Genomic DNA, 18,383 nt, shown 5'->3' with positions numbered 1-18,383 from the left:
ACTCGCGCCCATGACTATTGAGATCCGCCGGGCGCGGGTGACCGACGCCGACTTTCTTCCCGCCATTGAAACCTGCGCTGCCGAACTGTTTCGCTCCGATGCGCAACTGGCCTGGCTGGCAGACGCCGCAGTGGCCGACGCACCGAGCCACCGCGCCAATATCCAGCGCCACCCGGTCTGGGTGGCGGTGACGGCGGATGACACCCCTTGCGCCTTTCTCAACGCCGAAGCCTGCGACCGGGAACTGCATGTGTGGGAGATTTCCGTCGCCCGCGCTCACCAGGGCCAGGGCATCGGCAAGCGCCTGCTGCAGGCGGCGCGGCAATACGCTCTGGAGCAGCAGCTTGAAGCCCTGACCCTGAGCACCTTCCGCGAACTGCCCTGGAACGAACCCTTCTACCAGCGCCAGGGCTTTGTCACCCTCGAACAGGCGCAACTGGGCCCACGGCTATGCCAGGTGCTGGCCGATGAAGCCCGGTACGGCCTGCCCGCGGCGCGCCGCTGCGCCATGCGCCTTACGCTGTAGAAACCGGTGAGAAATTGGCTGTCTTCGCGGGCTTCCCAGCGAAGGCGTCCGCCAGGGCTACACCACACTCAAAGGCCTCTTCGCCGGCAAGCCGGCTCCTACAGGGGCTGTCGTATTTAAGTGCAAAATAAATGCACTGAAGCAGCATTATTATGAATTTGTCAGGCGCAAGATTCCTCGGCACACTGTGCCGGTTCCTCCCCCAAATGTTGGAACGTTCAAGGGCTTTCTGGTCATCCAGGCAAGCCCTTCTTTTTGCCTGTCGTTCTGGATTGGAAAGCGTTTACCGATGTTCGCCCGCTGGAAACCCGCCGCCATCAATACCCGCCCCCTGGAATGGAGCCGCGCCGCCATCGGCATGGCCCTGGGCACCCTGTTCAGTGTCTGGCTCTGTGCCCAGGTCTTCGGCATGCCGGTGGCCCTGCACCTGATCGGCCCTCTGGGCGCGTCGGCGGTGCTGCTGTTCGCGGTGTCTTCAGGCGCCCTGGCCCAGCCCTGGTCGATTCTTGGCGGCTACCTCTGTGCCGCCGTCATGGCCTTGGCGGTGGCCCATGTACTGGGCCGTACCTTGGGCAGTGCCTGCCTGGCGGCGGGCATGGCCCTGGTGCTGATGTGCTGGTTGCGTTGCCTGCACCCGCCGGCCGGCGCCCTGGCCCTGACCCTGGTACTGGCGGACCCGGCCAGCGTGGCCCTGGACTGGTACGAGCTGGGGCCGGTGATGCTGGCCGCCGCCAGCCTGTTGCTCAGCGCCCTGGCCTACAACAACCTGACGCGCACCCGTTACCCCAAGGGCCCCAGCGAAGCTCCGGCGCTCCTGCCAGCAACCGCTGCCAGCGACAGCCTGGCGATCACGGCCCAGGACCTGAAACTGGCCCTGGCGGAGATGGAGGAGTTCTTCGACGTCACCCCCGAAGACCTCGAACAGCTGATTCATGCCAGCGAAGCCCACGCCCGGCGCCGCAGCATCGGCCAGGTGCTCGCCTCACGCCGCTGACAGCCAGCGCCAGGAGCCGGCTTGCCCGCCAAGGCGCCCTCAAGGACAGCCCATCACTCAAGGGCCTCCTCGCCTGCCAGGTTGCCGGGTTTCAGACCATCGGCGACCAGCGCTGGGACCAGTCGGTGTCGCTTTCGATCACTTCCCGCAGTACCGCGAACGCCTGTTGCAGCTCTGGGGTATCGCGCTCGCGGGCGTACAGCAGGTAGGTGGGAAAGTTGAACTCCGGGGCTTTTTCCACCCGCTCCAGCACACCGCTGTCCAGGTAGCTCTGCACCACCCGTGTGCGGAAATAGCCGCTGCCACCGGCATCGAGGATGAACTGCAGGGCCAGCGGCCCGAGGTTGAAGCCCACTGCCGCCTTGGCCTGCGCAGGTAGCGCGGCGTCGTGCTGGCGGCGAAAGTCCTCGCCCCAATCGATGTACACATAGGGCTCGGGGCGCCCCGCCAAGCGCACCTGGATCAGTTTTTCCTCCAGTAACTGCTCCACCTGCAAGCCCGGCGAGTACAGCGGCTGGAACACCAGCGCGGCGTCCAGCACGCCCAGCTCCAGTTGCCGCTGCAAGCTGGCGCCTTCGCCGATCTGAGTGCGCACGGCGTGGTTGGGCAACGCCTGGCGCAGGCGCCGCACCCAGTTGAGCATCAGCGGGTTGCACAGGCTCAGCTCGCCGCCGATGTGCAGCACATTGCGGTAGCCGGCCAGCAGCGGCAGGTCGCGCTGGGCTGCCTCCCAGGTCTGCACCAGTTGGTTGGCGTAGCTGATGAAGGCCTCGCCGTCGGCGGTGGGCCGGGCGCCGGCGCGGTTGCGCACCAGCAGCTTGCAGTTGAGCTGGCCTTCCAGGTTCTGCACCCTGGCGCTGATGGCGGTCTGGGTCAGGTGCAGGCGCTCGGCAGCAGCGATCAGGCTGCCGCTGCGGACGATTTCCAGGAAGGTGCGGGCCAGATCGATGTCCATGGTGCCTCGCCGGCAGAAAATTCGAGCGCCATTGTAGCGGCGCTCGCGCCACGACGCTTCTAGGCTGCGGACATTTGCCGCGCCGGCACCGCCAGGCTCACCGCCCGCACCGAGGCCCCGGCCGGCAACCCCAGGGCCCGGGCGCTGTCACGGCTGACAATCAGGGTGCCGGCGGCGACCCGCGCCGCCGCCACGCTGATCCGGCAGTCGGCGAACTGGCGGTTGTGGACCAGGTAGGGCTGAGCCTGCTCCCCCGGGGTGCCGATGCTCAGTTGCAGCACCTGGCTGTCGCGCACTGCGCGGATGTCGCCGGTGGCGCATTCGATCAGGGGCCCGCCGTCGAAGATGTCGATGTAGTCCTTGAAGGCAAAACCTTCGGCCTTGAGCATGCCCAGGGCCGGTTCGGTATTGGGGTGCACCCGGCCGATCACTGCCCGTGCCGGCTCCGGCAGCAGGCAGGTGGGCAAGGGAAACTTGGGCATCAGCTCGGCGATGAAGGTCTTGTTGCCAAGGCCGGTGAGGTAGTCGGCGTCGGCGAAATCCATCTTGAAAAAGTGCCGGCCCAGGCCTTCCCAGAACGGCGACACACCCTGCTCGTCGGAATAGCCACGCATCTCGGCGATCACCTTGTCGCCGAAAAGCTCGCGGAACTCGGCCAGGAACAGGAAGCGCGCCTTGGACAGCAGGCGCCCGTTGAGCCCCTGGCGGTGGTCGGCATGCAGGAACAGCGAGCACAGTTCCGAATGGCCGGTCATGTCGTTGCCCAGGAACAGGGTCGGCAGTTGCTGGTTGATCCCCAGGTTTTTCGAGGCCGCGACAAACAGCCCGACCCGATAGTTGTACCAGGGCTCGCGCAAGCCCACGGCGCCGGCCAGGGCACAGATGCCGACCACCTCGCCCTGCGCGCTTTGCAGCACGAACAGGTAGTCGGCATCGGCCCGCGAGGCCTGGCCGGCGAAGGTTTGCTCGGCCCATTGCAGGCGTGACCGCAGGCGCCCGGCGTCGGCGGGCAAGGTGGTCAGGCCGGCACCGGCACTGTGGGCCAGGGCCAGCAGCGCCGGCAAATCGGCCAGGGTGGCGGGACGGACGATCATCGCGAGAGCTCCAGCTGAGGTTGACGTTCGGGCAGGTAGATTTCCGCCAGCATGCAGCGGGCGCTGCCGCCGCCGATGCGTTCAATGGTGTCGATGTTCACCGGCACCGGCTGCACATGGCGCTCGATCAGCCGGCGCTGCTCGGCATCCAGGGAGCGCCAGGCACTGCGGGACATCACCAGCAGCGGCTCGCCGGCACTGTTGTGGACTTCCAGCATATTGCCGGCGAAGGACTCCAGCTGGGCCCAGGTCAAGGGCAGCAGCTGTTTGCCGCTGCTTTCCAGGCGCTGGCGCAGGGCCGCCCGCTCCTGTGCATCGTCCAGGGCCAGCAGGCAGGCCACCGCCAGCTGGCTGCCGACGCTCATCATCACGTTGGTGTGATAGATCGGCTCACCCTGGCGGTCCCGGGCATGAAAGGCACATAGCTCATAACCCAGGTGCGCCACCAGCTGGTCCAGGGCCCGGGCGTGGGTGCGGGTCGAGTAGCCGGCGTAGCAGATGCGCTGCTGGCGATCCAGGACCATGCTGCCGGTGCCTTCGAGGAACAGTTCCTCCTGCTCCAGGGAGGTGAGATCCAGGGTGCGGTTCACCTGGTACTGCTCGTGCAGGTGCGCCAGTACCCCCTTGTAGCGCTCCAGGCGGCGGTTGCGGCCCTGCATCGGGTACAGCACCAGGGTGCCGTCGGGGTGGCTGCTCCAGCAGTTGTTGGGAAAGATCGAATCCGGGGTATGGGGTGCGGCGCCGTCTTCATGGACCAGCACCCGGACCCCATGCTCGCGCAGCGTCGCGACGTAGCCGTCGAACTCCTGCAGAGCCTTGGCCTGCACGTCTTCGGCGGCACCGGGCGGGCGCTGGAAATGGTTGTTGCCGGCAGTGTCCTGGTTGAACGAAAAACGCGTGGGGCGAATCATCAAAACGCTATGGGTAGTCTGCATGGGGCACGCAATCAATGAGGTTTCAGAGGGGCCCATTGTGTTTTTTTGTCGGGACAAAACCCGGCTGAACGGCGGGCCTGCACGGCAGGAAATGGCTGAAAGCACGGGTTGCCCCAGCCGATTTCGCACCTCCTGAAAACATCGACATGCGACCTGCAGGAGCAGGCTTGCCAGCGAAGGCGATCTTGCGAGCGGTGCAAGGCTTGCGGGCCTGTTCGCCGGCAAGCCGGCTCCTGCGGCGGGGGGCGTACAGGGGGTTATTCCATGCCGGTCTTGACCATCGCCAGCTCAGGGTGGCTGACCAGTTTGTCGATGTGCAGATCCGGGTCGTCGAACCAGACTTCGGTCAGCACCCGGTAGTGCTCCATGTCCCGGCAGCGCATGCGCAGGCTGTAGTCGAAGGCGCCGCTGATCAGCCGGCATTCCAGCACCTGGGGGCAGGCCCGGACCTTGGCCTCGAAGGCTTTCTGCGCCGCCCGCCCGCTCTGGTTGGACAAGGCCACCAGCACCAGCAGCGACAGCCCCGGGGTGAGTTTCTTTTCGTCGAGGATGGCCCCGTAGCCACGGATGACCCCGAGCTGCTCCAGCTTGCGCACCCGTTCCAGGCACGGCCTGGGGGTCAGGTGCACGCGCTCGGAGAGTTTCTGGTAGGTGATGCGCCCTTCGTGGCGCAGAACCTCGATGATCGCCTGGTCGATTCGATCAAGCACGATCGACAGGTCGCGGATGTCCGCCATGGATGTCTTCCCTCACTTCAAACGGCCGGATAGAAACTGCTGCAAACGTTCACTCTGCGGCTGGTCGAGAATCGCCGGGCTACCCTGCTCCTCGACCCGCCCTTGATGCAAGAACAACACCTGGCTCGACACTTGTCGGGCAAAGCTCATTTCATGGGTGACCATGAGCATGGTCCGCCCCTCTTCGGCCAGGGCCTGGATCACCTTCAGCACCTCCCCCACCAGTTCCGGGTCCAGCGCCGAGGTCGGCTCGTCGAACAGCAGGATCTGCGGCTCCACCGCCAGGGCCCGGGCGATCGCCACCCGCTGTTGCTGGCCACCGGACAGGAACGCCGGGTACTGCCCGGCCACCCGTTGCGCCAAGCCCACCTTGTCCAGGTAGGCCCGGGCACTGGCTTCGGCCTCCTTGCGGCCAATGCCCAGCACCCGGCACGGCGCCAGCATGATGTTCTCCAGCACGCTGAGGTGGCTCCACAGGTTGAAGTGCTGGAACACCATGGCCAGGCGCGTGCGCAGGCGCTGCAACTGAGCCGGGCTGGCCACCTGCATGCCGCCAGGGGCCTCGCGGGTGACAATCGCCTCGCCGTCCAGGGCAATGGCACCGGCATCGGCCCGCTCCAGGAAGTTGATGCAGCGCAGCATGGTGCTCTTGCCCGAGCCACTGGCGCCGATCATGCTCACCACGTCTCCCGCCCGGGCCTTCAACGAGACGCCCTTGAGCACCTCGTTGTCACCAAAACGCTTGTAGAGATTTTCAACGGTCAATTTGTACATCGCAGACTCCTGGAACCCCGCCGCTGGCAGCAAGGTTCTGGATAGGAAAAAGAGGAAAGGAGCGTCAGTGAGCCGGGCCGAGGAAGCTCAGCCAGCGCCGCTCCGCCAGGCGGAAGGCCGCCACCAGGCCGAAGGACAGCCCCAGGTACAACAGGCCGGCGATGCCGAAGGCCTGGAAGGTCATGAAGGTGGCGGCATTGGCGTCCCGGGCCACCTTGAGGATGTCCGGGATGGTGGCGGTGAAGGCCACCGAGGTGGCGTGCAGCATGAGGATCACCTCGTTGCTGTAGTACGGCAGCGCCCGGCGCAGGGCCGAAGGCAGGATCAGCCGCCAGTACAGGCGCCAGCCGCTCAGGCCATAGGCGTGGGCTGCCTCGATCTCGCCATAGGGAATGCTGCGGATGGCCCCGGCGAAGATCTCCACGGTGTAGGCGCAGGTGTTCAGGGTGAAGGCCAGCAAGGTGCAGTTCATGGCATCGCGGAAGAAGGCTTCGAGAAACGGCTGCTGGCGTATCGCGGCAATGCCGTACAGGCCGCTGTAGCAGATCAGCAGCTGGATGTACAAAGGCGTGCCGCGAAACACATAGGTGAACAGCTGCACCGGCCAGCGCAGCAGCGCCCAGTGCGAGGTGCGCAGAATGGCCAGGGGCAGCGACAGGACAAAACCCATGGCCAGGCTGGCCACCAGCAGCCACAGGGTCATGGCCAGCCCGGTAAGGCTCTCGCCGTCAGTGAACAGAAACGGCCGCCAGTATTCCTGGATCAGTTCGATCATCGAGACAGCCCTCGCACGCCCTGGTTGTAGTGCCGTTCCAGGCGCCGCAGCAGCTGGTTTGAAGCGCTGGTGATCAGCAGGTACAGGGCCGCCGCCAGGAGCAGGAAATCCAGCATATTGAAGGTGCTCTTGCCGGCTTCCTGGGCCACCTTGACCAGGTCGGTGAGGCCGATGATCGACACCAGCGCCGTAGCCTTGAGCAGCACCAGCCAGTTATTGCCCAGGCTCGGTAAGGCGAAGCGCATCATCTGCGGGAACACCACGTGGCGAAAGCGCTGCATGCGGCTCAGGCCGAAGGCCGCCGCGGCTTCCTGCTGGCCCCGGGGCACGCTGAGGATTGCCCCGCGAAAGGTCTCGGTGAAATAGGCGCCGTAGATGAAGCCCAGGGTCACGATCCCGGCCACGAAGGGGTCGATCTCCATATAGGGCCAGTCCAGCAGTTCGGTCAGGGCCGTGAGCCAGCCCTGCAGGCTGTAGAAGATCAGCAGCATCAGCACCAGGTCCGGTACGCCGCGGATCAAGGTGGTGTAGCAGGTCGCCGGGATCTGCAGCAGGCGCAGCGGCGAAAGCTTGGCCGCCGCCCCCAGCAACCCCAGGAGCATGCTCACCAGCAGCGCCAGGGCGGAGAGTTTCAGGGTCATCCAGGCGCCGTGCAGCAACAGCGGCCCATAGCCTTGCAGGACCTCGAGGTCCAGGCCCAACAGAGTCAGAAAGGTATTCACGCCAATCACCATGCTCGGGCCACGGCCGGGCCCGGGATACTGGGTAACAGTCCCGGGGCCCGCCGTGGGCGATCAGTTGTTGTAGAGGTCGAGGTCGCCGAAGTACTTGCGCTGGATCTGGGCGTAGATGCCCTTCTCATGCAGCGCCTGGATGGCGCCATTGAGCATGGCCTTGAGCTCGTCCTGGTCCTTGCGCAGGCCAATGGCGATCTCCGACGGCACCAGAGGGTCGCTGATGCCGACGCTGTTCTCGAAGTCGGCGCCCTGGGGGGATGCGAGGAAACTCATCTGCGCTTGCAGCTTGTCCTGGATCGAGGCGTCCAGCCGGCCGTAGACCAGGTCGGCATAGACCTGGTCCTGGTTCTGGTAGGCCCGCAGCTTGACCCCCGCCGGGCCCAGCTTGGCCCTGGCGTAGGTTTCCTGGACGGTGCCCTGCATGTAGCCCAGGGTCTTGCCCTTCAGCGATTCACCGGTGGGTTCGAGGCCCGAGCCCTTGCGCGTGACGATGGCCGTGGGGCCGGCGTACAGCCGGTCGCTGAAGTCGATCTGCTTGCGCCGCGCATCGGTAACGGTCATGGAGGACTCGATGGCGTCGAACTTGCCGGCCTTGAGTGCCGGGATCAGGCCGTCGAAGTCGTTGCTGACCCACACGCACTTGAGCTTGAGCTCGGCGCAGATGGCGTTGCCCAGGTCGACACCGAAGCCCTGCACGCCGCCGCCTGCCGTGGTGGATTCAAAGGGCGGATAGCTCGGGTTGACGCCAAAGCGCAGTTCTTTCCATTCCTTGGCGCTGGCGCCCATGGAAACGCACGCAATTGCCAGTAACGGCACAGCCAGCCAGTGTTTAGTCATCTTCAGAGTCCCGGATTATTTGGATTTATAGCGGCCCGGCAGCAATGCCAGGCCCCACTTGTGACAGGGGCAGAGAGTGGATGCGGGGTCGCCGCAGTCGGGTTCTTGTTGTTATTGGCCGGGTTTGGCGCGCAGAGCCGAACCCGTTCCTGGTTGCCGCGGTCTACGCTGCAACGGAGCGCCAGAATGCCAACTGCCGAAGTGGCCCAGGTGTCGTAAGGGGCGCCTGAAACAGCCGGGATCGGCTGATCACGGCTATTTCACAGCCGATTCTGTCGTCAAGGCTCTACACCTTGGTCCAGAGCGGTTGCGCAAGGCCAGGGCGTGTTTTTTTGTCATGCAAAAATGCACAGTCGACCTGCAGCTTTCCGGGTTGTAATTGGCAAATTTGCACTGCTACGATCCGCCGATGCTCGCGCGCGAGCCTCATATAAAAAACAATAAAAGCAGGGAGTTAGTGATGACTGCTCAGGTTTCATCCCAGGCGAGCCAGGCCCCCGACGCCACCCCGGACGAAGTGTTGGTCGAGGTGCGCAACCACATCGGCTACCTGACCCTAAACCGCCCCGCCGGCCTCAACGCCATCACCCTGTCGATGGTCCGCACCTTGCAGCAGCACCTGGACCACTGGGCCCAGGATCCGTTGATCCACGCCGTCGTCCTGCGTGGCGCGGGGGACAAGGCTTTCTGCGCCGGCGGCGATATCCGCTCGCTGTACGACAGCTACCACAGCGGCGACAGCCTGCACCAAGACTTCTTCGTCGAGGAATATGCCCTTGACCTGACCATCCACCACTACCGCAAGCCGGTGCTGGCGCTGATGGACGGTTTTGTCCTGGGTGGCGGCATGGGCCTGGTGCAAGGCGCCGACCTGCGGGTAGTCACCGAGCGCAGCCGCCTGGCGATGCCGGAGGTGGCCATCGGTTACTTCCCGGATGTTGGCGGCAGTTACTTCCTGTCGCGCATACCCGGTGAGCTGGGGATCTATCTCGGAGTCAGCGGCGTGCAGATCCGCGCCGCCGATGCCCTGTACTGCGGCCTGGCCGACTGGCACCTGGACAGCAGCAAGCTGGACCTGCTGAACCAGCGCCTGGACCGCCTGCACTGGAGCGACTCGCCCCTCAAGGACCTGCAAGGCCTGCTGGCCAGGCTCGCGGTGCAGGCCCTGCCCGATGCGCCCCTGCAAGCCTTGCGCCCGGTCATCGACCACTTCTTCGCCCAGGCGGACGTACCCAGCATCGTCGAGCAACTGCGTACCGTCACCATTGCCGACAGCCATGAATGGGCGCGCAGCACCGCCGACCTGCTGGAAACCCGCTCTCCCCTGGCCATGGCCGTGACCCTGGAAATGCTGCGCCACGGCCGCCAGTTGAGCCTGGAACAATGCTTCGCCCTGGAACTGCACCTGGACCGGCAGTGGTTCGAGCGTGGCGACCTGATGGAAGGCGTACGCGCCCTGATCATCGACAAAGACAAGACTCCGCACTGGAATCCGCCCACCCTGGCGGCCCTCGACGCCGATCGGGTGGCGAGCTTCTTCAGCGGTTTTGACGGCAGCGGGAGCTGAACTCATGCACGACATTGAACTGACCGAAGAGCAAGTGATGATCCGCGACATGGCCCGGGACTTCGCCCGAGGCGAGATCGCCCCCCATGCCCAGGCCTGGGAAAAGGCCGGCTGGATCGACGATGGCCTGGTGCGCAAGATGGGCGAACTGGGCCTGCTGGGCATGGTGGTTCCCGAGGAATGGGGCGGCAGCTACCTGGACTACGTGGCCTATGCCCTGGCAGTGGAAGAAATCGCCGCCGGCGACGGCGCCACCGGTGCCCTGATGAGCATCCACAACTCGGTGGGCTGCGGGCCGATCCTCAACTACGGCAGCCAGGAACAAAAGCAGCAATGGCTGCCGCGCCTGGCCGCTGGCGAAGCCATCGGCTGCTTCTGCCTGACCGAACCCCAGGCCGGCTCCGAAGCCCACAACCTGCGCACCCGCGCCGAACTGCGGGACGGCCAGTGGGTAATCAACGGCGCCAAGCAGTTCGTCAGCAACGGCAAGCGCGCCCAGCTAGCCATCGTTTTTGCAGTGACCGACCCGGAACTGGGCAAGAAAGGCCTGTCGGCGTTCCTGGTGCCCACCGACACCCCGGGCTTCATCGTCGACCGCACCGAACACAAGATGGGCATCCGCGCCTCCGACACCTGCGCCGTGACCCTCAACCAATGCACCATCCCCGAGGCCAACCTGCTGGGTGAACGGGGCAAGGGCCTGGCCATCGCCCTGTCCAACCTCGAAGGCGGGCGCATCGGCATCGCCGCCCAGGCCCTGGGCATCGCCCGCGCCGCCTTTGAAGCCGCCCTGGCCTACGCCCGGGAGCGGGTGCAGTTCGACAAGCCGATCATCGAACACCAGAGCATCGCCAACCTGCTGGCCGACATGCACACCCGCCTGAATGCCGCCCGTCTGCTGATCCTCCACGCCGCGCGCCTGCGCAGCGCGGGCCAGCCGTGCCTGTCGGAGGCTTCCCAGGCCAAGCTGTTCGCCTCGGAAATGGCCGAGAAGGTCTGCTCCTCGGCCATGCAGATCCATGGTGGTTATGGGTATCTGGAGGACTATCCGGTGGAGCGCTACTACCGTGACGCACGGATTACCCAGATCTACGAAGGCTCCAGCGAGATCCAGCGCCTGCTGATCGCTCGCGAGTTGAAGCATTACCAGCTGTAGGCATTGACGCCGAAAACAAAAAATCGCAGCCGGGGCTGCGATTTTTTTTGGCTGTTCCCTCGTAGGAGCCGGCTTGCCGGCGAGCAGGCCCCTGAGTCATGCGCTGCCCTCGGGGACGCCTTCGCTGGCAAGCCAGCTCCTACGTGGCTAGGACGCTGCGGTTACTGGTCCTTGAACTGCGGGTCACGCTTGGCGATGAAGGCGGCCATGCCTTCTTTCTGGTCCTGGGTGGCGAAGGCGGCGTGGAATACCCGGCGCTCGAAGCGCACGCCCTCGGACAGGCTGACTTCAAAGGCGCGGTTCACGCTTTCCTTGATCATCATGCTCACCGGGATCGATTTGCCGGCAATCACCGCTGCCACTTTCAGGGCTTCTTCCACCAGTTCATCGGCCGGCACGATGCGTGCGACGATGCCGCAACGCTCAGCTTCCACGGCGTCGATAAAACGCCCGGTCAGGCACATTTCCATGGCCTTGGCCTTGCCGACCGCGCGGGTCAGGCGCTGGGTGCCGCCCATGCCCGGCAGCACGCCGAGGTTGATTTCCGGTTGGCCGAACTTGGCGTTGTCGCCAGCCAGGATGAAGTCGCACATCAGCGCCAGTTCGCAACCGCCGCCCAGGGCGAAGCCGTTGACCGCGGCGATGATCGGCTTGCGCCGGTTGGCCACGCGGTCGCTGTCGCTGAACAGGTCGTCGAGGTAGATCTGCGGGTAGCTCAGCTCGGCCATTTCCTTGATGTCGGCACCGGCGGCGAAGGCTTTCTTGGAACCGGTGATGACGATGCAGCCGATCTGCGGGTCGGCTTCCAGGCGATCCAGGGCCTGGTTCACCTCGCCGACGATCTGTGCATTGAGGGCGTTCAGCGCCTGGGGGCGGTTGAGAGTGATCAGGCCGACCCGACCCTTGATGTCCAACAGAATGGTTTCGTAGCTCATGAATCAGCTCCTGCTAAAAGTCAGAGATTGCGCGAAATGACCATGCGCTGAATGTCGCTGGTGCCTTCGTAGATCTGGCAGATGCGCACATCGCGGTAGATCCGCTCCACCGGGAAGTCGCTCAAATAGCCATAGCCGCCCAGGGTTTGCAAGGCCGCGGAACAGACCTTCTCGGCCATTTCCGAGGCGAACAGCTTGGCCATCGAGGCCTCCACCAGCGCCGGCTTGCCGCTGTCGCGCAGGGCCGCGGCGTAGTGCACCATCTGCCGCGCCACGGCGATCTGGGTGGCCATGTCCGCCAGGCGGAAGGCCACGGCCTGGTGCTCGACGATCGGCTTGCCGAAGGTTTCGCGCTCGCGGGCGTAATCTCGTGCCGCTTCGAATGCGGCCCGGGCCATGCCCACCGATTGCGAGGCAATGCCCACGCGCCCGCCTTCAAGGTTGGCCAAGGCGATCTTGTAGCCCTCGCCCTCCTCGCCCAGGCGGTTGGCCAGCGGCACCTTCACATCCTCGAAGAGGATCTGGCAGGTGTCGGAGGCGTGCTGGCCGAGCTTGTCCTCGATGCGCGCGACCTTATAGCCCGGCGAGTCGGTGGGCACGATAAAGGCGCTGATGCCGCGCTTGCCGGCCGCCGGGTCGGTGACAGCGAACACGATCACCACCCCGGCGTTCTGCCCGGAGGTGATGAACTGCTTGCAGCCGTTGAGCACATAGTGGTCGCCGTCGCGGCGGGCCCGGGTTTTCAGGCTGCTGGCATCGGAGCCGGCCTGGGGTTCGGTCAGGGCGAAGGCGCCGAGCATGGCGCCACTGGCCAGGGGCTTGAGGAAGCGTTCCTTCTGGTCATCGTTGCCGAACTTGAGGATCGGCACGCAGCCCACCGAGTTGTGCACGCTCATGATGGTGGAACAGGCGCCATCACCGGCGGCGACTTCCTCCAGGGCCATGACATAGGCCAGGTAGCCGGTGTCGCACCCGCCCCACTGCTCGGGCACCAGCATGCCGAAGAAACCCAGCTCGGCCATCTCGGCAATGGCTTCCTTGGGAAAGCGGTGCTCGCGGTCCCAGTCGGCGGCGAAAGGCTTGAGGCGCTCCTGGGCGAATTGCCGGGCCGCGTCGCTGATCTGCAGTTGTTCGTCATTGGGCAACATCGGGATTCCTCGTTACAGGCATTCAACGGCCATGGCCGTGGCTTCACCACCGCCGATGCAGATCGCGGCCACGCCACGCTTGAGGCCTTTCTGGCGCAGGGCCGACAGCAGGGTCACCAGGATCCGCGCACCGGAAGCGCCGATCGGGTGGCCCAGGGCGCAAGCGCCGCCGTGCACGTTGACCTTGGCGTGGGGGATTTCCAGCTTGCTCATGGTGACCAGGCTGACCACGGCGAAGGCTTCGTTGATCTCGAACAGGTCGACCTCGTTCAACGACCAGCCGGTCTTCTTCATCAGCCGCTCGATGGCACCCACCGGGGCCACCGGGAACAGCCCGGGGGTATCGGCGAAGGCCGCGTGGCCGTGGATCACTGCCAGGGGCTTGAGGCCGCGCTTGTCAGCTTCGGAGCGGCGCATCAGCACCAGGGCCGCGGCGCCGTCGGAGATCGAGCTGGAGTTGGCCGCAGTCACGGTGCCACCGTCGCGGAACGCCGGTTTCAAGGTGGGGATCTTGTCCAGCTTGGCCTTGGGCGGCTGCTCGTCGTCGCTGATCAGCTTCGACTCCTTGCCGACCATCACCTGCAGGGGAACGATCTCGTCCTTGAACAGGCCGTCCTTGATCGCCTGCTGGGCACGGGTCAGGGAAGCCACGGCGAAATCGTCCTGGGCCTGGCGGGTAAAGCCGTTGGCCTCGGCGCAATCCTCGGCGAAGGTGCCCATCAGGCGGCCCTTGTCGTAGGCGTCTTCCAGGCCGTCGAGGAACATGTGGTCCAGCACCTTGCCGTGGCCCATGCGGTAGCCGCTGCGAGCGCGGTCCAGCAGGTACGGGGCGTTGGACATGCTTTCCATGCCACCGGCGATCACCACCTCGGCACTGCCGGCCAACAGCATGTCGTGGGCCAGGATGGTGGCCTCCATGCCGGAACCGCACATCTTGTTCAGGGTGGTGCAGCGGGTGCCCTTGTCCAGGCCGGCGCCCAGGGCGGCCTGACGGGCCGGGGCCTGGCCGAGGCCGGCGGACAGCACGCAGCCGAACAGCACTTCTTCGACCGCCTGCGGTGCAATGCCGGCGCGCTGGACTGCGGCGCGAATGGCTTCGCTCCCCAGTTGCGGCGCGCTGAGGCCTTTGAGGTCCCCCTGGAAACCGCCCATGGGGGTACGGACGGCGCTGACGATGACAATCGGATCTTGGGCAATGGACATGATGAATCCTCCTTACTTGGCGGCCATGCGCAAGGCGCCGTCGAGACGGATCACCTCGCCGTTGAGCATGCTGTTTTCAATGATGTGCCGCACCAGCGCGGCGTACTCGGCGGGCTTGCCCAGGCGTGGCGGGAATGGCACGCCGGCGGCCAGGCCGGCCCGCACTTCGTCGCTCATGCCGGCCATCATCGGGGTTTCGAAAATACCCGGGGCGATGGTCATCACCCGGATGCCGAAGCGTGCCAGCTCCCGGGCCACCGGCAGGGTCAGGCTGGCGATGGCGCCCTTGGAGGCAGCGTAGGCCGCCTGGCCGATCTGCCCGTCGAAGGCGGCGATGGACGCCGTGTTGATGATCACCCCGCGCTCGCCGTCGGCATTGGCCGGGCTTTCGGCAATGGCTGCTGCTGCCAGGCGCAGCAGGTTGAAGCTGCCGATCAGGTTGACGTTGATCACCTGGCTGAAGCTGGCCAGGGCGTGGGGACCGTTCTTGCCGAGGATTTTCTCGCCACGCACGATGCCGGCGCAGTTGACCAGGCCGTTGAGCCCGCCAAAGGCCTTGACCGTGGCCTGCACCGCCGCTTCGGCCGCGGCTTCCTGGCTGATGTCGGCCACCACGCTCTGGCAGCCCAGCTGCTGGGCCTTGGCCGCCACGGCCTCGGCATTGAGGTCCACCAGCATCACCCTGGCGCCGGCGGCGACCAGCATTTCGGCGCTGGCGGCTCCCAGGCCGGAAGCGCCGCCACTGACGAGAAACACCTGGTTTGCAATGTCCATCATTCAAATCCTGTTCATGCGGTAGCTGTTGACGCCGCGGCCTCTTGAGCCTTGGCGATTTCCTGGTTGCGCAAGATAAAGCGCTGCAATTTGCCGCTTGGGGTCTTCGGCAATTCGCTGACAAATTCGATTTCACGGGGGTAGGAATGAGCCGCCAGGCGCTTGCGCACGTGCTGGCGCAACTCCTCTGCCAGCTCATCGGTGGCGCGGTACTGCTCGCTGAGCACCACGAAGGCCTTGACCAGTTCGGTGCGCTCCGGATCGGGCTTGCCCACCACCGCCGCTTCCACCACGGCCGGGTGTTCGATCAGTGCGCTTTCCACGTCGAACGGGCCGACCCGGTAGCCGGAGGTGGTGATGACATCGTCGCTGCGGCCCACGAAGCTGATGCTGCCGTCCTGGTTCAGCTCCACGGTGTCGCCGCTTAAGTAGTAGTTGCCGACAAAGGCCTTGGTCGGCACCCCGGCGTAACCGGCGAACCAGCACATGGGTGACTGGCTGCGGTCGATGGCCAGAATCCCCGGCTGGCCGACGCCCAGTTCCTGGTAGTGCTCATCCAGCACCACGATGCGGTGGCCCGGCGAGGCGAAACCGGCGGCGCCGACATGCACCGGGTGCTCCAGGCCGTGGTGGTTGCACAGCACCATGCCCAGCTCGGTCTGGCCGTAGTGGTCGTGGATCACCACGCCCAGCTGTTCGGCGAACCAGCGGATGACTTCAGGGTTGAGCGGCTCGCCGGCGCTGCTGACGATACGCAGGCGGCCCTTGATCGAACGGGCGAACTGGTCGCCGCCAGCGATCAGCAGGCGGTAGGCAGTGGGCGAACCGGTGAGGTTGGTGATGCCGTACTTGTTGATCACCCGGCAGGTGCTTTCCAGGGTGAAGGGGCCATCGTAGAAGGTGATCGGGTGGCCCAGGCCCAAGGGCCCGGTGACGCCGAAGTAGATGCCGTAGGCCCAGCCCGGGTCGGCGACGTTCCAGAAGGCGTCTTCCGGGCGCAGGTCCACGGCGTCGCGGGTGTAGGCCTGGAACGCGACAATCGCTTTGAGCGGTACTTCCAGGGCTTTCGAGGGGCCGGTGGTGCCCGAGGTGAACATCAGCAGGAATGGGTCTTCGCCGGTCAGCAGCACGGGCTCGCACTGGGCCGGGTACTGTTCCAGCTCGGCCCAGAAGCTGAAATCGCCACGCACGATGCCCTGGCCCTTGGCGCCTGCGACCGTGACGATGGTCGGGCACTCGGCGACTTCCGCCAGCTTGGGCCGGTTCACCGCGTCGCTGACCACCAGCTTGGCCTTGGAGCTGTTGAGGCGGTGCTCGATGGCCTTGGGGCCGAAGGCGGTGAACAGCGGCTGGTACACCGCGCCAATGCGCCAGGTGGCCAGCACCGTGATCAAGAGTTCGACATTGCGTGGCAGCAGCCCGGCGACCTTGTCGCCCTTGCCGACCCCCTGGGCCAGGAAGAAGTTGGCCAGGCGCCCGGCCTTGTCCTGCAGTTCAGTGAAGGTGTAGCTGGCGCTGCTGCCGTCCCGGCCTTCCCAGAACAGCGCGATGCGCCCGGGCAAGGCATGCCGGTCGCAGCACTCGACACAGGCATTGAGGGCTGAGAGCGAGCCCGCCAGGGCCGACTCCATGGTGTGCTGATAATCGAATTCCTTGATAGCAGACAGGTAGTTGCGCATTGCCAGAATCCCTCACTGTTCTTATTAGGATGGGAACCTCATGAAAATCAGGGAAATACTGGCGCCAGAGCCCTCGCGGAACAATGGTCAAAGCTATCAAGTTGCGTGACCGGTTTGGCCAAGAGCACGCCCCGCCACGGTTGGCGGCGGCACCTGAAATTGCCGTAGAAGCTGGCTTGCCAGCGAAGGCATCGGCGCGAGCGGTGCAAGGCTTGCGGGCCCTTTCGCCGGCAAGCCGGCTCCTACGAGAGGTGCGGGTCGTTGAGGATCAGGCTGCGGTAATGCCCGGGGTTGGAACCGGACCATTTGCGAAAGGCCTTGTAGAACGAGCTGGTGTCGGCAAACCCCAGGCGCCCGGCAATCTCGGCAAAGCTGATCTGCGGCTCGGCCAGCCAGACAATCGCCAGTTCCTTGCGCACGCTGTCCTTGAGGGCCTGGTAGCTCTGGCCCTCTTCCGCCAGGCGCCGGCGCAGGGTCGAGGCGGACATGCACAGGCTCTGGGCCAGGCTTTCGCTCTCGGGCCACTGCTCCCCTGGCAGTTGCCGCAACTGCTGCTTGATGCGGCTGGCCAGGCTCTCGGGGTCGCGGTACTTGACCAGGATGTTGGCCGGGGCATGGGCCAGGAAACGCTTGAGCTCTTCCTCGCTGCGCTTGATCGGCAGGTCCAGGCAGTCGGCGGCGATGATCATCCGCGTGCGCGGCCGCTCGAAACGCAGGTTGTCGGAGAACATCACCCGGTAGTCGTCGCAGAAATCCGGCTGCGGGCCGCGCAGCTCGATGGCCAGGATCGGAATGCGCCGGCCCGCCAACCAGCAGGCCACGCCGTGGACAATCATCCAGTAGGTGAAGTAGGTAAAGGCCCGCCTAGGCTCGTGTTCATCCTCCAGCAGGACGATTTCCGCCAGGCTCTGCTGGTGCACCAGCTGCGCCGGCATGCGCTCGAACATCAGCGTCAGAAAGCCCAGCACCGAGTCCAGCCCGCTGGCCAGGGTCGGCTGGGCCATGGCCGAGCGGCAGAGAAAGGCCAGGCTGCCGGACTTCAGGCGGCGCGGGTCCATGCCGAAGAACTCATCGTCCAGGCGCCGCGCCAGCAGGCGCCAGAGCCGTGCATAGGCACTGGCCGGCACCCGCGCCGTGCCCTGCTGCAGGCCCGCCGGGTCGATGCCGACCTTGTGCAGCACTTCATCGGTGGCGGCGCCCGGGGCGCAGCTTTGCAGCAGTGCCTCGCGCACCAGTTGCATGGAAATGGTGTCTTTTTCCGACATCGCGGCCAACGGTTTACTCAATCCTGGGATGGCCATCTTAGGCAGTGACCGGGAAAAAGCCAGTGGGCTTTGGGCTAAGTGGCAACCCCTCCTGCCAGGCAAAACCAATACGCATCTGCAAGGCCGCGAACAGACCCAAGCGCCAGCGAGTCCCGCAGAACGTCTGCCCAAGCCAAGGGCCCTTTGGCGAGCCAGTGCAAAAAAGTATCAATTCAAGTGTCAGGGATGATTTGTCAGCACCGCGTTTGAGGGCTGTAATCAGCCCACCTTCTTCCTCGGCAGAGGAAGACAT

18 protein-coding genes are annotated in these 18,383 nt (G+C 65.3%); 4 read left to right on the top strand and 14 right to left on the bottom strand.

Features of this window, described 5'->3' with window-relative positions:
* Positions 1-10: 10 nt before the first annotated feature.
* Both ACUXVH_RS10180 and ACUXVH_RS10175 read left to right on the top strand, forming a co-directional pair.
* The gene (locus ACUXVH_RS10180) at positions 11-526 is read left to right on the top strand and encodes a GNAT family N-acetyltransferase (RefSeq protein WP_065364083.1); all 516 of its coding nucleotides are present in this window, start codon (positions 11-13) and stop codon (positions 524-526) included.
* 289 nt (positions 527-815) lie between these two features.
* Positions 816-1,520 (top strand): HPP family protein, encoded by a 705-nt coding sequence (locus ACUXVH_RS10175; protein WP_015635647.1) that lies wholly within the window; start codon positions 816-818, stop codon positions 1,518-1,520.
* Positions 1,521-1,611: 91 nt separating this feature from the next.
* On the opposite strand, the gene ACUXVH_RS10170 is transcribed toward ACUXVH_RS10175, so the two are convergent.
* From ACUXVH_RS10170 to ACUXVH_RS10135, 8 genes are all read right to left on the bottom strand, one after another.
* Positions 1,612-2,475 (bottom strand): LysR family transcriptional regulator, encoded by an 864-nt coding sequence (locus ACUXVH_RS10170; RefSeq protein ID WP_015635648.1) that lies wholly within the window; start codon positions 2,473-2,475, stop codon positions 1,612-1,614.
* Between the two features lie 59 nt (positions 2,476-2,534).
* Positions 2,535-3,569 (bottom strand): arginine N-succinyltransferase, encoded by a 1,035-nt coding sequence (astA, locus tag ACUXVH_RS10165; RefSeq protein ID WP_015635649.1) that lies wholly within the window; start codon positions 3,567-3,569, stop codon positions 2,535-2,537.
* On the bottom strand, positions 3,566-4,504 hold the full coding sequence (gene ctlX, locus ACUXVH_RS10160; RefSeq protein WP_011061343.1) for a citrulline utilization hydrolase CtlX: 939 nt from the start codon (positions 4,502-4,504) through the stop codon (positions 3,566-3,568). Before ctlX ends, astA begins: the two co-directional genes overlap by 4 nt.
* A gap of 257 nt (positions 4,505-4,761) precedes the next feature.
* Positions 4,762-5,241, bottom strand: coding sequence for an Lrp/AsnC family transcriptional regulator (locus tag ACUXVH_RS10155; protein ID WP_011061344.1), 480 nt, complete (start codon positions 5,239-5,241; stop codon positions 4,762-4,764).
* 12 nt (positions 5,242-5,253) lie between these two features.
* On the bottom strand, positions 5,254-6,015 hold the full coding sequence (locus ACUXVH_RS10150) for an ABC transporter ATP-binding protein (protein WP_065364084.1): 762 nt from the start codon (positions 6,013-6,015) through the stop codon (positions 5,254-5,256).
* A 64-nt stretch (positions 6,016-6,079) separates the two neighbouring features.
* Positions 6,080-6,790, bottom strand: coding sequence for an ABC transporter permease (locus ACUXVH_RS10145; protein WP_065364085.1), 711 nt, complete (start codon positions 6,788-6,790; stop codon positions 6,080-6,082).
* The gene (locus ACUXVH_RS10140; protein ID WP_065364086.1) at positions 6,787-7,524 is read right to left on the bottom strand and encodes an ABC transporter permease; all 738 of its coding nucleotides are present in this window, start codon (positions 7,522-7,524) and stop codon (positions 6,787-6,789) included. The genes ACUXVH_RS10145 and ACUXVH_RS10140 overlap by 4 nt, the downstream gene beginning before the upstream one ends.
* A gap of 60 nt (positions 7,525-7,584) precedes the next feature.
* The gene (locus ACUXVH_RS10135; protein WP_011061348.1) at positions 7,585-8,364 is read right to left on the bottom strand and encodes a transporter substrate-binding domain-containing protein; all 780 of its coding nucleotides are present in this window, start codon (positions 8,362-8,364) and stop codon (positions 7,585-7,587) included.
* Positions 8,365-8,824: 460 nt separating this feature from the next.
* Between ACUXVH_RS10135 and ACUXVH_RS10130 the strand changes: the two genes are divergently transcribed.
* Together ACUXVH_RS10130 and ACUXVH_RS10125 are read left to right on the top strand one after the other, a co-directional pair.
* Positions 8,825-9,931, top strand: a complete 1,107-nt coding sequence (locus ACUXVH_RS10130; RefSeq protein ID WP_065364087.1) for an enoyl-CoA hydratase/isomerase family protein — start codon at positions 8,825-8,827, stop codon at positions 9,929-9,931.
* A gap of 4 nt (positions 9,932-9,935) precedes the next feature.
* Positions 9,936-11,087, top strand: coding sequence for an acyl-CoA dehydrogenase family protein (locus ACUXVH_RS10125; protein WP_011061350.1), 1,152 nt, complete (start codon positions 9,936-9,938; stop codon positions 11,085-11,087).
* Positions 11,088-11,248: 161 nt separating this feature from the next.
* Here ACUXVH_RS10125 and ACUXVH_RS10120 read toward each other — a convergent pair whose 3' ends face one another.
* From ACUXVH_RS10120 to ACUXVH_RS10095, 6 genes are all read right to left on the bottom strand, one after another.
* Complete coding sequence (locus ACUXVH_RS10120) at positions 11,249-12,022, bottom strand: enoyl-CoA hydratase (RefSeq protein WP_011061351.1); 774 nt, start codon at positions 12,020-12,022, stop codon at positions 11,249-11,251.
* A gap of 20 nt (positions 12,023-12,042) precedes the next feature.
* On the bottom strand, positions 12,043-13,170 hold the full coding sequence (locus ACUXVH_RS10115) for an acyl-CoA dehydrogenase (RefSeq protein ID WP_065364088.1): 1,128 nt from the start codon (positions 13,168-13,170) through the stop codon (positions 12,043-12,045).
* Positions 13,171-13,182: 12 nt separating this feature from the next.
* Complete coding sequence (locus tag ACUXVH_RS10110; RefSeq protein ID WP_011061353.1) at positions 13,183-14,373, bottom strand: acetyl-CoA C-acyltransferase; 1,191 nt, start codon at positions 14,371-14,373, stop codon at positions 13,183-13,185.
* Between the two features lie 12 nt (positions 14,374-14,385).
* On the bottom strand, positions 14,386-15,147 hold the full coding sequence (locus ACUXVH_RS10105; protein WP_011061354.1) for an SDR family NAD(P)-dependent oxidoreductase: 762 nt from the start codon (positions 15,145-15,147) through the stop codon (positions 14,386-14,388).
* Positions 15,148-15,161: 14 nt separating this feature from the next.
* On the bottom strand, positions 15,162-16,826 hold the full coding sequence (locus ACUXVH_RS10100) for an AMP-binding protein (protein ID WP_011061355.1): 1,665 nt from the start codon (positions 16,824-16,826) through the stop codon (positions 15,162-15,164).
* 242 nt (positions 16,827-17,068) lie between these two features.
* On the bottom strand, positions 17,069-18,091 hold the full coding sequence (locus tag ACUXVH_RS10095) for an AraC family transcriptional regulator (protein ID WP_041120647.1): 1,023 nt from the start codon (positions 18,089-18,091) through the stop codon (positions 17,069-17,071).
* Between the last annotated feature and the right edge of the window lie 292 nt (positions 18,092-18,383).

This window comes from Pseudomonas sp. 8(2025) (genome assembly GCF_052665325.1).
This window is presented reverse-complemented; position numbering and strand designations above follow the sequence as displayed.

Bases quoted from the DNA above. Each gene is read 5' to 3' on its own strand.
- ACUXVH_RS10100 (WP_011061355.1), bottom strand. From the start codon at position 16,826: ATGCGCAACTACCTGTCTGCTATCAAGGAATTCGATTATCAGCACACC.
- ACUXVH_RS10110 (WP_011061353.1), bottom strand. From the start codon at position 14,373: ATGTCCATTGCCCAAGATCCGATTGTCATCGTCAGCGCCGTCCGTACC.
- ACUXVH_RS10155 (WP_011061344.1), bottom strand. From the start codon at position 5,241: ATGGCGGACATCCGCGACCTGTCGATCGTGCTTGATCGAATCGACCAG.
- ACUXVH_RS10125 (WP_011061350.1), top strand. From the start codon at position 9,936: ATGCACGACATTGAACTGACCGAAGAGCAAGTGATGATCCGCGACATG.
- astA (WP_015635649.1), bottom strand. From the start codon at position 3,569: ATGATCGTCCGTCCCGCCACCCTGGCCGATTTGCCGGCGCTGCTGGCC.
- ACUXVH_RS10180 (WP_065364083.1), top strand. From the start codon at position 11: ATGACTATTGAGATCCGCCGGGCGCGGGTGACCGACGCCGACTTTCTT.
- ACUXVH_RS10130 (WP_065364087.1), top strand. From the start codon at position 8,825: ATGACTGCTCAGGTTTCATCCCAGGCGAGCCAGGCCCCCGACGCCACC.
- ACUXVH_RS10105 (WP_011061354.1), bottom strand. From the start codon at position 15,147: ATGGACATTGCAAACCAGGTGTTTCTCGTCAGTGGCGGCGCTTCCGGC.
- ACUXVH_RS10095 (WP_041120647.1), bottom strand. From the start codon at position 18,091: ATGTCGGAAAAAGACACCATTTCCATGCAACTGGTGCGCGAGGCACTG.
- ACUXVH_RS10115 (WP_065364088.1), bottom strand. From the start codon at position 13,170: ATGTTGCCCAATGACGAACAACTGCAGATCAGCGACGCGGCCCGGCAA.
- ACUXVH_RS10140 (WP_065364086.1), bottom strand. From the start codon at position 7,524: ATGGTGATTGGCGTGAATACCTTTCTGACTCTGTTGGGCCTGGACCTC.
- ACUXVH_RS10145 (WP_065364085.1), bottom strand. From the start codon at position 6,790: ATGATCGAACTGATCCAGGAATACTGGCGGCCGTTTCTGTTCACTGAC.
- ACUXVH_RS10175 (WP_015635647.1), top strand. From the start codon at position 816: ATGTTCGCCCGCTGGAAACCCGCCGCCATCAATACCCGCCCCCTGGAA.
- ACUXVH_RS10150 (WP_065364084.1), bottom strand. From the start codon at position 6,015: ATGTACAAATTGACCGTTGAAAATCTCTACAAGCGTTTTGGTGACAAC.
- ACUXVH_RS10120 (WP_011061351.1), bottom strand. From the start codon at position 12,022: ATGAGCTACGAAACCATTCTGTTGGACATCAAGGGTCGGGTCGGCCTG.
- ACUXVH_RS10135 (WP_011061348.1), bottom strand. From the start codon at position 8,364: ATGACTAAACACTGGCTGGCTGTGCCGTTACTGGCAATTGCGTGCGTT.
- ACUXVH_RS10170 (WP_015635648.1), bottom strand. From the start codon at position 2,475: ATGGACATCGATCTGGCCCGCACCTTCCTGGAAATCGTCCGCAGCGGC.
- ctlX (WP_011061343.1), bottom strand. From the start codon at position 4,504: ATGCAGACTACCCATAGCGTTTTGATGATTCGCCCCACGCGTTTTTCG.